Raw genomic sequence first — 12,888 nt, 5'->3', positions numbered from 1 at the left:
GCCACCGTGCGCGGCGACGTCCACGACATCGGCAAGAACCTCGTCGACATCATCCTGTCCAACAACGGCTACAACGTCGTCAACATCGGCATCAAGCAGCCGGTCTCCGCGATCCTCGAAGCCGCCGAGGAACACCGCGCCGACGTCATCGGAATGTCCGGCCTCCTGGTCAAATCCACCGTCATCATGAAGGAGAACCTGGAGGAACTGAACGGCCGGGGCCTTGCCGAGAAGTTCCCCGTGATCCTCGGCGGCGCCGCGCTGACCCGCGCCTACGTCGAACAGGACCTCCACGAGATCTACCGGGGCGAGGTCCGCTACGCCCGGGACGCCTTCGAGGGCCTGCGCCTCATGGACGCGCTCATGGGCGTCAAGCGGGGCGTGCCCGGAGTCGTACTCCCCCCGCTCAAGCAGCGGCGGGTGCCGAAGCGCGAGACCCCGGCCGAACTGCTGCGGGTCACCGAACCGGAGCCGGTCGGCCGCTCGGACGTCGCCGCCGACAATCCGGTGGCCGAGCCCCCGTTCCTCGGCACCCGGGTCGTCAAGGGCATCCAGCTCAAGGAGTACGCCTCCTGGCTCGACGAGGCCGCCCTGTTCAAGGGCCAGTGGGGGCTGAAGGACGCCGACACCATCGAGTCGGAGGGCCGGCCGCGGCTGCGCATGTGGCTGGACCGGCTCAGACGTGACGACCTCCTGGAAGCGGCCGTGGTCTACGGCTGGTTCCCCTGTGTGTCCAAGGGGGACGACCTGATCCTCCTGGACGAGGACGGAGGCGAGCGGACCCGCTTCTCCTTCCCCCGCCAGCAGCGGGGCCGCCGCCTCTGCCTGGCCGACTTCCACCGCGCCGAGGACTCCGGCGAAGTGGACGCGGTCGCCCTCCAGATCGTCACCGTCGGCTCGCGGATCGGCGAGGAGACCGCGAAGCTCTTCGCGGCCGACGCCTACCGCGACTACCTCGAACTCCACGGCCTGTCCGTGCAGTTGGCCGAAGCGCTCGCCGAGTACTGGCACGCCCGGGTGCGCGAGGAATGGGGCATCGCCGGGGCGTCGGAGCCCGACGGGATCGAGGGGATGCTGCGGACCGAGTACCAGGGCTGCCGCTACTCCCTCGGCTACCCCGCCTGCCCCGACCTGGAGGACCGGGCGAAGATCGCCGCGCTGCTGCGTCCCGAGCGGATCGGCGTGGAGCTGTCGGAGGAGTACCAGCTGCACCCCGAGCAGTCCACGGACGCGATCGTCGTCCACCACCCGGAGGCGAGCTACTTCAACGCGGGAGGCAGACGCCTGTGAACCCCACCTTCTCCTTCGAGTTCTTCCCGCCGAAGACCGACAAGGGCGAGCGGACCCTCTGGGACGCGATCCGCCGGGTGGAGGCCCTCTCGCCGGACTTCGTCTCCGTGACGTACGGCGCGGGCGGCTCCTCGCGGGACCGGACCATCGAGGTCACGAAGCGGATCGTCACCGACACCACCCTGCGGCCCGTCGCCCATCTGACGGCCGTCGGGCACTCCGTCGCCGAACTGCGGGCGATCATCGGCGCCTACGCGGACGCCGGGGTCCGGGACGTGCTCGTGCTGCGCGGGGACCCGCCGGGCGATCCGCGCGGCCCGTGGACACCGCATCCGCAGGGTTTCACGTACGCCCATGAACTGGTGGAACTGGTGCGCTCGCTCGGCGAGTTCAGGATCGGGGTGGCCGCCTTCCCGGAGGGTCACCCGAGGTCCCCGGACGCCGCGAGCGATCTGGCGCACTTCGTCGCCAAGTGCCGGGCGGGCGCGGACTACGCGATCACGCAGATGTTCTTCGACCCGGAGGACTACCTGCGGCTGCGGGACCGGCTCGCCGCCGCGGGCTGCGACACCCCGGTCATCCCGGAGATCATGCCCGCCACCGATGTGCGCCAGATCCGGCGGTTCGCGGAGCTGAGCGACGCGGCTTTCCCCGAGGACCTGGCCCACCGCCTGGAGGCGGCCAAGGACGATCCGGCCACCGCCTACCGCATCGGCGTCGAGCACGCGACGCGGACGGGCCTGCGCCTCCTCGACGAGGGCGCCCCGGGGCTGCACTACATCACCCTGAACAAGTCGACGGCGGCACTCGAAATCCACCGCACCATTCTCAGCGCAAGGAGCGTTGTCCATGTCTGACGTCACTGCCTCCGGCTTCACCGATTTCAAGGTCGCCGACCTGTCCCTGGCCGTCTTCGGCCGCAAGGAGATCACCCTCGCCGAGCACGAGATGCCCGGTCTGATGTCGATCCGCCGCGAGTACGCCGACCGGCAGCCGCTGGCGGGAGCGCGGATCACCGGCTCCCTGCACATGACCGTGCAGACCGCCGTCCTCATCGAGACCCTCGTCGCGCTCGGCGCCCGGGTCCGCTGGGTGTCCTGCAACATCTACTCCACCCAGGACCACGCCGCCGCCGCGATAGCCGCCGCGGGCATCCCGGTCTTCGCCTGGAAGGGCGAGACCCTGGAGGAGTACTGGTGGTGCACCGAGCAGGCGCTGACCTGGCCGGACGCCGACGGTCCGAACATGATCCTGGACGACGGCGGTGACGCCACCCTCCTCGTCCACAAGGGTGTGGAGTACCAGAAGGCGGGTGCCGTCCCGGACCCCTCGACGGCGGACAACGACGAGTTCCGCGTCATCCTGGAACTCCTCCGCGACACCGCGCTGGACTGGGGCACGATCGCCGCCGGCATCCGGGGCGTCACCGAGGAGACCACCACCGGGGTCCACCGGCTGTACGAGATGCACCGCGAGGGCGCCCTGCTGTTCCCCGCGATCAACGTGAACGACGCCGTGACGAAGTCCAAGTTCGACAACAAGTACGGCTGCCGCCACTCCCTGATCGACGGCATCAACCGCGCCACCGACGTCCTCATCGGCGGCAAGACCGCCGTCGTCTTCGGCTACGGCGACGTCGGCAAGGGCTCGGCGGAGTCCCTGCGCGGCCAGGGCGCCCGGGTCATCGTCACCGAGATCGACCCGATCTGCGCGCTCCAGGCGGCGATGGACGGCTACCAGGTGGCGACCCTGGAGGACGTCGTGGAGACCGCCGACATCTTCATCACCACCACCGGCAACAAGGACATCATCATGGCGTCCGACATCGCCCGGATGAAGCACCAGGCCATCGTCGGCAACATCGGCCACTTCGACAACGAGATCGACATGGCCGGCCTGGCGGCGATCCCCGGCATCGTCAAGGACGAGGTCAAGCCGCAGGTCCACACCTGGAAGTTCCCCGACGGCAAGGTCGTCATCGTCCTGTCCGAGGGCCGCCTGCTCAACCTGGGCAACGCGACCGGCCACCCGTCCTTCGTGATGTCGAACTCCTTCGCGGACCAGACCCTGGCCCAGATCGAGCTGTTCACGAAGCCGGAGGAGTACCCGGTCGACGTGTACGTGCTGCCCAAGCACCTGGACGAGAAGGTCGCCCGCCTGCACCTCGACGCCCTCGGCGTCCGGCTGACGACCCTGCGCACCGAGCAGGCCGACTACATCGGCGTGCCCGTCGGCGGCCCGTACAAGCCGGACCACTACCGCTACTGAGGACCCATGTGTACCGACGACCCTGGTGACGCGCCCGAGGTGCGCGACCCGTGGCTGCCGGACCGGCTCCTGAGAACGGAGCGGGACCTGCTCCTGCCACTGCTCCGCCGCACCCCCGAGGAGACGTACGAGCTCCGCACCGCCTGCCCCGGCTGGACGGCGCGGCAGGTCCTCGCCCACTGCGGGGCGGCCCTCGTCCGGATCGTCGAGGGCCGCCTCGAAGAAGGCGTGTTCCTGCCCGAGGCCAACGCCTGCGACGTGGCCGAACGGGAGGACTGGCCGCTCGGCCGCATCCTCGACGAACTCGAACGCGGCCTCACCGAGGCCGGACCGGTCATCGCCGGGCGCGAGGACGGCAGGCTCGACGCCGTCGCGCTCGGCGAATGGGTCCACGCGGGAGACGTCCGGGAGGCCTTCGGGGCCCCCGGCGCCTACTGCGGCGACAGCCTCGAACTGGCCCTGCCGCTCCTCTCGGTGACCAGCCGCAAGCGGGAGACCCCCCGCCTGGTGGGCGTCCTGGAGGACCGCGAGACCACCCCGGTCGCCCTCGGCAACCCCATCGAGGGCCGCCCCCCGGCCTCCTTCAAGGGCGACGCGGCCACCCTGATCCGGATCTACTCCGGCCGCCCCCTCGTCCGGACCCGCTACGAACTGACAGGCGCCACCGAACGCGAACTCCTCATCTACCGCTGAGGGCCCGGCTCTTCGGCCCCCGCCCCCCACCCCCGCTCCCGCACCCGGGGCCCGGCCCACCGCCGGGCCCCGCCGCGGAGCGGGGCGAGCCGTACCCGAGGCCCCCGGCGCACCGCATCCGAAGGGACCTTCATGCCCAGCACGCTCGACCGGCTCCTGCACGCCGAGACCCTGGAAAGACCGGACGCCACCGCCGTCGTCCACGAGGGCGAGACGCTCACCTTCCGGGAGCTGTCGGAGGGCGCCCTCGTCCTCGGCCACTATCTGCGCTCCCTCGGCGTGACGAGGGACTCCCGGGTCGGCGTCCACGTCGACCCGTCCCTGGAGCTGGTCATCGGCACCTGGGGGGTCCTGTGCTCCGGCGCCGCCTACGTGCCGCTCTCCCCGGAGTACCCGGAGGAGCGCGTCCGCTACATGATCGAGGACAGCGGCGCCCGGATCGTCTTCACCCAGGACCGCTTCCGCGACCGCGTCACCGACCTCGCCCCGCCCGGCACCACCGTCGTCACCCTCCGCGAGGCCGTCCAGCACGCCTGGCGCACGGCGGGCGAGGAGGTCCCCCCGTACGAGATACGGCCGGACGACCTCGCGTACGTGATCTACACCTCCGGCTCCACCGGAAGACCCAAGGGCGTCATGGTCGAGCACCGCTCGATCGTCGCCCAGATGCGCTGGATGGCCGCCGAGCACCAGCTGCGGCCCGGCGCCGTCGTCCTCCAGAAGACCCCGATGAGCTTCGACGCCGCCCAGTGGGAGATCCTCGCCCCGGCGACCGGCGCCCGCGTCGCCGTCGGCCCGACCGGCTGCTACCGCGACCCCGACGCCCTCGTCGACACCATCCGCGCGCACGGCGCGACCATGCTCCAGGGCGTCCCCACGCTCCTCCAGGCCCTCGTGGACACCGAGCGCCTCGGCAGCTGCGTCAGTCTGCGCCGGGTCTACTCGGGCGGCGAGATCCTCTCCCGGAACCTGGCCGGACAGCTCCTCGCGGAACTGCCGGCGGCCGAACTGATCAATCTGTACGGCCCCACCGAGTGCACCATCAACGCCTCCTCGTACACCGTGGACCGGGCGACCCTCGCTGCCGCGCCCGCCGCGATACCCATCGGAAGACCCGCGCACGACACGACCTTCCACATCCGGGAGGGAGAGCTGTGCATCGGCGGGGTCCAGGTCGCGCGGGGGTATCTGGACCGCCCCGAACTCACGGCGGAACGGTTCATCACCACCGGGACCGGGGAGCGCCTCTACCGCACCGGGGACCTGGCGCACTGGAACGAGGACGGCACCGTCCAGTTCGCCGGGCGCGCCGACAACCAGATCAAGCTCCGCGGCTTCCGCGTCGAGCTGGACGAGATCGCGCTCGCCGTGGAGGACCACGACTGGGTGAAGAACGCGGCGGTCATCGTCAAGGACGAGCCCCGCACCGGCTTCCAGAACCTGGTGGCGTGCGTCGAGCTGTCCCCGAAGGAAGCCGCCCTGATGGACCAGGGCAACCACGGCGCCCACCACCAGTCCAAGGAGTCGAAGCTCCAGGTCAAGGCCCAGCTGTCCAACGCGGGCACCCGGGACGAGGACGATCTGGCGGGCCGCCCGGTGGTCGTGCTGCCGGGCCTCACGCCCCCGGAGCGGACCCGGCGGGCGGTCTTCGCCCGCAAGACGTACCGCTTCTACGAGGGCGGCGAGGTGATCCGCTCCGACGTCCTGGCGGCGCTGGCCCGCCGCCCGGAGGGCATCGGCTCCCGCGCGGTCGGCAGCCTCACCGTCGCCGATCTGGGTGAACTCCTGCGCTGGTTCGGCCAGTTCGGCAGCGAGGAGCGGTTGCTGCCGAAGTACGGTTACGCCTCGCCGGGCGCGCTGTACGCGACGCAGCTGTACGTGTCGGCGCGCGGGCTCGCGGGTCTGGAGCCGGGCACGTACTACTACCACCCGGTGTGCCACCGGCTGTATCTGGTCGATCCGCTGCCGGACGCGGGGGAACCGTTCCTGCGGGTGTCGTTCCGTGGCCGGAGGGACGCGATCGAGCCGGTCTACCGGAACAACATCCAGGAGGTCCTGGAGATCGAGGCGGGCCACATGGTGGGCCTCTTCGAGGAGGTCCTGCCCGGCCACGGCCTGGACATCCGGCCGTACGCCCCGGGCGCGGGCGCGGCGGACCTCGGGACCTTCGAGATCGTCCCGTACGACGGGGAGCACCGCGCGGACCCCGAGGTGGACGTGTACGTGCAGGCGCACCCGGACCGCGTCCGCGACCTCCCGGCCGGGCAGTACGTCCACGAGGCGGGCGCCTTACGGCGGGTCTCGGACGCCCTGGTCGAGAAGAAGCACGTCATCGCGATCAACCAGGCCGTCTACGAGCGGGCCGCGCTCGGCGTCACGGTGATCAGCCGCACCGAGGCCGCCGACCGGGCGTACGTGGACCTGGGGCGGGCCCTCCAGCGGCTTCAGCTCGGCGGCCACGGGCTCGGGTTCATGTCGTCCGGCTACAGCTCGAAGTCGGGGCACCCGCTGCCCGCGGCCCGCCGGATGGACGAGATCCTGGCGGCGGCCGACCGCCCGACCGGCCCCTCGTACTTCTTCGTCGGCGGCCGGACCAGCGAGGAGCAGCGGCTGAGCGAGGGCATGTACGAGGACACGGTCCACATGAAGGGCCCGGCGGAGATGATCCGCGACGACCTCGTCCGGCGGCTGCCGGACTACATGATCCCGAACCGGGTGGTGGTCCTGGACCGGCTGCCGCTGTCGGCGAACGGCAAGGTCGACACGAAGGCGCTGGCCGGGCTCGCGGTGGTCAACGCGGGTCTGCACGGGCGCCCGCACGTCCTGCCGAGGACCCGCACGGAGAGCAGGCTCGCGGAGATCTGGGCGGTGGCCCTCAAGTACGAGGAGGTCGGTGCGGTCTCCGTCCTGGACGACTTCTTCGAGTCGGGCGGCAATTCGCTGATCGCGGTGGCGCTGGTGACCCGGATCAACCGGGAGTTCGGCTCCTCGCTGCCGCTCCAGATCCTCTTCGACCGGCCGTCGGTCGAGAAGCTCGCCCATCAGCTCGACGGCGCCGCCGCCACCCCGGCGTCCCGCCTCGTCCGCCTCCACTCGCCCGGCGCCCGGCCGCCGGTCTACTGCTGGCCGGGGCTCGGCGGCTACACGATGAACCTGCGGCACCTGGCCGAGGAGATCGGCATCGACCGCCCGTTCTACGGGGTGCAGGCGTACGGCATCAACCGGGGCGAGGAGCCGTACGAGACGATCACGGAGATGGCTGCGGCGGACGTGGAGGCGATCCGGCGCCGCCAGCCGACCGGGCCGTACACGCTGTGGGGGTACTCCTTCGGCGCCCGGGTCGCCTTCGAGTCGGCGCACCTCCTGGAGGCGGCCGGTGAGCAGGTGGAGAACCTCTTCCTGATCGCCCCGGGCTCCCCGAAGGTCCGCTCGGCGGAGACCGGCGGAGCCTCGTACGCCAATCCGGCGTTCGTGACGATCCTCAACTCGGTGTTCTCGGGCGCGATCGAGACGGTCCCGGCGGAGGTGTCGGACCGGAGGACCTTCGTCGCGCACGTCGCGGACCGCTTCCCCGCCCTCGACCCGGACCTGATCGGCCGGATCGTGGCGATCGTCGAGGAGACCTTCGAATTCACTTACACCTTCCGGGAGCTGACGGAGCGCCAGGTGGCGTGCCCGGTGACGCTGTTCAAGGCGGAGGGCGACGACTACTCGTTCCTGGAGCACGCGGAGGGCTGGTCGGCCCGCCCGCCGACGGTCGTCGAACTGGACGCGGACCACTACAGCCTGCTGCGGCAGCCGGACCTGAGGGAACTGGTCAAGAAGATCCGCTACCGGCTGGGGCAGTAGGCCCCGGGCTTCCGGGCCCTCCGGCCGGTACTCCGTGGAACCGGCCCTCGATCAGGCCCTCGACCGGGTCGGGACGCCGGTCGGGGGTCACGACGAGATCGTCCCCGAGGTCGAGGACGCTGACTCCTCCGCTCTCGAACCGGAGGGCGAGGCCGACGGGGATGTCGAGGTGGCGGTACGACTGGCGGACCTCCCGGACGGAGACGATCCGCTCTCCGGCGTACCCGGTCAGGGGAAAGCCGGGCAGGTCGTGCTCGACGGTGACGCGGCCGTACTCGTCCATGTCGTAGGGCCCGTGGGGTTCGTCGATCTCCATGAGCGGCAGGTCGCCCCCCGCCGTGTGGAACCGGACGGGGCCGAGCCCGTCCAGCCGCAGCCACATGTGCAGGAGGGACGGTTCGTCCTCCCGGTGGTGGTGCCAGGACGTCGTCACCTGCGCAAGGCGTCGGCCGAGCAGATCCTCGGGGGTGATCATCCACGGATGGTCTCAGGGCGAGGGGCGGCGGGGCGAGGGATTTCGCCGGGCCGCCCGGCCGCCTCCGCGCAGTGGGGGCAGAGCGGCTCGTCCGCGACCGGGCGGAACAGGGCCGGCTGGGTGTGTCCGGCGCCCTCGCACTCCCGGGTGCCCGCGAGCCGCGCCGACAGGCGGGGGCCGGGCGGCGGCGGGGACACGGGCAGGTCCCGGGGCGGGACCTCGCGGAGCAGGTACCGCACCAGACCGCCGGGCCGGTGCACGGGCGTCCCGTCGTGGGGCAGACCGCGCAGGACGTGGGCGTGGACGTCGGCGGGGGTGTGCCCGGCGTCGAGCCACCGGGCGGCGAGCCGGGCCAGCTCGTCACGCATCCCGGGCGGGACGTGCCGGAGGGCGGGGGAGAGGAGCGGCAGGGAGCCGACGAGGGCGCGGGCGTCGGGGGAGGGGCCGGGCGGGGCTGAGGGGCCGGACGGGCCGTGGGTGTCGGGGAGTTCGGGCGGTCCGGGCGGTCCGGAGGGCCACTCGCCTTCGCGCCGACCTTCCGGATGGCGTCGGGGCTGGACGGCCGGACGGTGTTCCCGCTGGGGCGGAAGGTGGGAGGTCTCCTCCCCACGGTCTTCTTCTGGATGACCGTCGGTGGGCGGGGTGCCCGGCGCACCGACGGCCGGATTCCCGGGACCCGGTGCGACCTGCGCGGTCGGCTGCCGTACGGGCTTCGCGCCGAGCAGCTTGACGGCCTGGCCCTCGGTCAACGGGGTGTTGGAAACGAGCTGTTGGGTGATCCAGAAGCCGCCCGCGCCCTGCGCGCGCCGCTCGTGGACGAAGCCCTCGGCCATGAGCTGCCGCTTGGCCCGGGTGAAGGCGGTCGCCCCGATCCCGGCCCGTTCGGCCGTACGGGAGAGGTTTTCCCTGGCGCCCTCGGGAAGGGAGAGCTGCCAGGTCAGCAGCCGCACGGCGTCGGAGGAGAGCCGGGGGTGCCGGATCAGCTCGTGGGAGAACCGGGTGAAGGCGCGGGAGGGCGCGATAAAGTGCCGAGAGATCACGGGTGGAGGTCCGTCCACTGGTGGTTGAGGCCCCTGGCGGTGATTGCAGTCACCGACGGGGGCCGTTTGGCGTGACCGTACCGCCTGTAAACCTGTCCAGGGGGACACACCGGGAGAAGTGCGCTCGAACGGGTGAAATGAGGCTGGTGGGCGCGGTGTTGGGAAGAAGGGTTTCTCCCGGCCCGGCCGGAGCTATGCGCCGGTGGCGCCGTCGATGCGTTCCCTGACCAGGTCGGCGTGGCCGTTGTGGCGGGCGTACTCCTCGATCATGTGGACGTAGATCCAGCGGAGACTGACGTCCTGCTCCATGAAGCGGCCGGTGTCGGTCAGGGCGCGGCCGGCGCAGTGCTCCCGGGCTCGGGCGATCTCCGCGCGCCAGGTGGCGAGGGCGTCGCGCAGGGTGGCGTCCTCGGTCAGATCGAAGCCGCCGTCGGGACCTTTCGGGTCGGCCTCCGGGGCGTAGATGGGCGGGGCGTGTTCTCCGGCGAACACCCGGCGGAACCAGTTCCGCTCCACCTCCGCCATGTGCCGGACGAGACCGGTCAGAGTGAAGCCGGACGGCGGTACGGAGGCCACGGCGGCCTGCTTGTCGTCCAGGCCCTCGCACTTCATGGCGAGTGTCGCGCGGTGGAAGTCGAGCCAGCCTTCGAGCGTGGTGCGTTCGTCGGCGTTCAGGGGCGGCAGAGGGCGTACGGTGATGGTCACCCGGTCGATTATCGCCAGCTGCCGCACCTGTCGGCGTGCCACGTGCTCCCGAGTCCGGCTGGAAGACGCGCCCGGAAACGGTCGCGCCGACCGTTCGGCGCCACGCGACGACCGGCGGGAACGCCAGGTCACCCTGATGGAGCCGTCTCCGGGGAGCGGCCGTCCCGCGTACGGCCGCCCCATCGGAAACCCCTTGTCTCCGGGCCCTCCGCCTGGTGGGATGCGGGGGCTTCGGCGGTGGGAGGGGACGGTGTGGCGGTGTTCGGGTGCGCGGGCTGCGGTGCCGCGCTGACGGTGGCGGTGTCACGGGTGGTGCGGCCGGTGCATCTGGCCGACAGCCACTGGGAGATGCTGCATCCGCCGCTCCTGGAGGCGGGGACGTACGCCGTCGACCACGAGCGGTACGGGGCGCCCTGGCGGACCTGGGAGGAGGTCGGCGCGGCGGAGGCGGCGGCCCGGGGCTACTTCGTGGAGTTCTGGGGCAACCTGTCCGACGGCCCCCCGGACAGCCTCCTGTTCGCGCCCGGCGACCTGCCCGGCACGGCGCTGATCCCGGAGCGGAACGAGGGCCACTGCCTGGGGATCGACGGCAGCGGCGGGCCGAACCTCGCGTGCCTGGACTGCGGGCGGCCGGTCGGCTGGCGGATCGACGACTGCGGGCAGTGGCAGGTGGCCCGGCTCCTCCCGGAGGCGGTGCGGCTGCCCGGCCCGCCGGAGCGCCCCGTCATGGACTGGGCGGAGCTGACCGCCGAGGGCGCGCTGTGGCCGGGACTCGGCGAGTACCGGCACATCCCGGCGGGCGTGGCCCTCGCCCACGCGGTGGTGGCCACCGGCGGCGGACCGGTCGTGGCGGCGCCCGGCCCGGTCGCCGGGCTGTTCGGCCGGGCGCTGGCCGCGCTGCTGCCCGCCGGGACGGGCGCGACGCGGCTGGACCTGGCGGGTCCGGGGCTCGGCGAACCGGACGCCGAGCTGGTGCTGGTGCCGGTCCATCCGCAGACCGGAGAGGTGTGGAGGCCGGGCGGCGGCGCGGTGCCCGTGCCCGTCGAGGCCGCGCTCTGGGCCGAGTTGGCCTTCCCGGTCCACCGGACCCGGCTCCCGGCGGTCGGCGGACTGCCCCCGGGCGTGGAGCGGGACGACCCGCTGCCCCCGCACCCGCCGGCACGCCCGTCGGGCAACGCGTACAGGTACACCGTCGCGCGCCTGCCTGTCGGCCGCGAGCCCTGGCTGCGGGCGCTCCACGCGCGCTGGCACTGAGGGCCGGGTGCCCCTCCCGGCCGCCCTGGTAGCGTGCGCCCGCATGTCATCCTCACTCGAACGCCCCCCGCGCCAAGCGGACGAACGCACCGCGCTCATCGGCTGGCTGGATCTGCAGCGGCAGATCCTGCGCTGGAAATGCGAAGGGCTGAGCGACGAGGACGCGCGCCGCCCGGTCATCCCGACCTCACCGACGATGACGATGGCCGGTCTCCTCTCCCACATGCGCTGGACCGAGCACATATGGCTGGAAGTGCTGTTCCTCGGCGGCGACAAGAAGCAGAACCCCGCATTCGACGAGTCGATCGAGAACGGCGACTGGCACACCGACGGCCGCCCCCTCGCGGAACTCCTCGCGGAGTACGAGTCCCAGTGCGCCCGCAGCAACGAGATCGTCGCCGCGGCCGAGCTGGACGACACCGGCCGCCACCCCGACTTCCGCGACGGCAGCGCCAACCTCCGCTGGATACTGATCCACCTCGTCGAGGAGACGGGACGCCACGCCGGGCACGCGGACATCGTCCGTGAGCTGCTCGACGGCACGAAGGGCTACTACTAGCGCGGCTCCGCGGACCGCCTTCGAGGAACCGGCGGGGGCCGAACCGCCCGCGCCGGGAGGGTGGCAGGGCCCCGGGGCCCAGTGACGAGCGGTCGCCCCTCGGACGTATGACCGGACGTATGACCGGGCCGGTGGGCGGGCCGGTGGGCGGGCCGGTGGGCGGCCGAGTGCTCGGCCGGGTGGAAGGGCCCTCCCGCCGGTGGGTCCCGGCGGCCGGGAGGGCCCTCCTCAGGGGGTACGGAGCCAGAGCGCCGCGCCGAGGGCGGCGACCGCCAGGGCGATCAGGCAGAGGGCCGCGACGGCGACGTACTGATGACGCGCACGGCTCCGCGCGGGGTCAGGGCCGCGCGTTCCTCGGGGCTCGCCGTCCAGCACTGTTCGATCGCCGCCTCCCACAGGTACCCACTGGGCCGGACCAGACTGAGCAGGTTCCCGTGCACGTCCCGGACCTGCCCGGTCAGGGCCCGCTGCCCGTCCGTGACGACGTCCCCGACGCGGTACCTCACGGGGTGGTCCGGGAGGCGTTCAGGATCACGGTCAGCCGCTTGGCGCCGGTGACGCCGACGACTCCGAGCCCGTACCGGTGGAGGTCCCCGCCGGGGGAGCGGGTGACGTCCCGGTAGAGCCCCTTGATGGGGACCCCGGCGCCCTCCATGGCGGCCTTGAGCTCCCGGTAGACCCGGGCGGCCTCCTCCTCGGAGACGGGACGGACGGGCGGCGGTGCGTTCGTGGACGTATGCATGGAGGGCTCTCTT

General features: G+C 72.2%; 12 protein-coding genes. 7 read left to right on the top strand and 5 right to left on the bottom strand.

Features of this window, described 5'->3' with window-relative positions; all coding sequences use genetic code 11:
• The 5 genes from ACIO92_RS15395 to ACIO92_RS15375 form a co-directional block, all read left to right on the top strand.
• The coding region (locus ACIO92_RS15395; RefSeq protein ID WP_402281560.1) for a vitamin B12 dependent-methionine synthase activation domain-containing protein at positions 1-1,290 on the top strand (1,290 nt) is incomplete at its 5' end.
• Positions 1,287-2,147, top strand: coding sequence for a methylenetetrahydrofolate reductase [NAD(P)H] (gene metF, locus ACIO92_RS15390; protein ID WP_366446306.1), 861 nt, complete (start codon positions 1,287-1,289; stop codon positions 2,145-2,147). The genes ACIO92_RS15395 and metF, both read left to right, overlap by 4 nt.
• Complete coding sequence (gene ahcY / locus ACIO92_RS15385; protein ID WP_402281557.1) at positions 2,140-3,558, top strand: adenosylhomocysteinase; 1,419 nt, start codon at positions 2,140-2,142, stop codon at positions 3,556-3,558. Before metF ends, ahcY begins: the two co-directional genes overlap by 8 nt.
• Before the next feature lie 6 nt (positions 3,559-3,564).
• Positions 3,565-4,251 carry a maleylpyruvate isomerase family mycothiol-dependent enzyme gene (locus ACIO92_RS15380; protein ID WP_366446304.1) on the top strand — a complete coding sequence of 229 codons (687 nt, stop codon included), beginning with the start codon at positions 3,565-3,567 and terminating at the stop codon, positions 4,249-4,251.
• A gap of 132 nt (positions 4,252-4,383) precedes the next feature.
• Entirely contained in the window at positions 4,384-8,100 is a 3,717-nt protein-coding gene (locus ACIO92_RS15375) for an amino acid adenylation domain-containing protein (protein WP_402281555.1), read from the top strand.
• Here the strand turns inward: ACIO92_RS15375 and ACIO92_RS15370 are convergent.
• The 3 genes from ACIO92_RS15370 to ACIO92_RS15360 form a co-directional block, all read right to left on the bottom strand.
• A complete protein-coding gene (locus tag ACIO92_RS15370) occupies positions 8,069-8,575 on the bottom strand; it encodes a hypothetical protein (protein ID WP_366446302.1) in 507 nt (168 codons plus the stop codon). The two genes, ACIO92_RS15375 and ACIO92_RS15370, sit on opposite strands and share 32 nt — an antisense overlap.
• Positions 8,572-9,615, bottom strand: a complete 1,044-nt coding sequence (locus ACIO92_RS15365; RefSeq protein ID WP_402281553.1) for a hypothetical protein — start codon at positions 9,613-9,615, stop codon at positions 8,572-8,574. The genes ACIO92_RS15370 and ACIO92_RS15365 overlap by 4 nt, the downstream gene beginning before the upstream one ends.
• A 192-nt stretch (positions 9,616-9,807) precedes the next feature.
• Positions 9,808-10,320, bottom strand: a complete 513-nt coding sequence (locus ACIO92_RS15360) for a DinB family protein (protein WP_402281551.1) — start codon at positions 10,318-10,320, stop codon at positions 9,808-9,810.
• Between the two features lie 252 nt (positions 10,321-10,572).
• Here ACIO92_RS15360 and ACIO92_RS15355 point away from each other — a divergent pair, with 252 nt between their 5' ends.
• Both ACIO92_RS15355 and ACIO92_RS15350 read left to right on the top strand, forming a co-directional pair.
• Entirely contained in the window at positions 10,573-11,574 is a 1,002-nt protein-coding gene (locus tag ACIO92_RS15355; RefSeq protein ID WP_402281549.1) for a hypothetical protein, read from the top strand.
• Positions 11,575-11,617: 43 nt separating this feature from the next.
• A complete protein-coding gene (locus ACIO92_RS15350) occupies positions 11,618-12,133 on the top strand; it encodes a DinB family protein (protein ID WP_366446299.1) in 516 nt (171 codons plus the stop codon).
• Between the two features lie 281 nt (positions 12,134-12,414).
• On the opposite strand, the gene ACIO92_RS15345 is transcribed toward ACIO92_RS15350, so the two are convergent.
• Together ACIO92_RS15345 and ACIO92_RS15340 are read right to left on the bottom strand one after the other, a co-directional pair.
• A complete protein-coding gene (locus tag ACIO92_RS15345) occupies positions 12,415-12,639 on the bottom strand; it encodes a hypothetical protein (RefSeq protein WP_351780666.1) in 225 nt (74 codons plus the stop codon).
• Positions 12,636-12,875: a hypothetical protein gene (locus tag ACIO92_RS15340; RefSeq protein ID WP_366446298.1), complete on the bottom strand. Its 240-nt coding sequence runs from the start codon at positions 12,873-12,875 to the stop codon at positions 12,636-12,638. The genes ACIO92_RS15345 and ACIO92_RS15340 overlap by 4 nt, the downstream gene beginning before the upstream one ends.
• Positions 12,876-12,888 lie beyond the last annotated feature (13 nt).

This window comes from Streptomyces sp. NPDC087215, assembly GCF_044744885.1.
Lineage (GTDB): Bacteria > Actinomycetota > Actinomycetes > Streptomycetales > Streptomycetaceae > Streptomyces.
The sequence above is the reverse complement of the archived record's forward strand: the minus strand, read 5'-3'. Positions and strand labels throughout refer to the sequence as shown.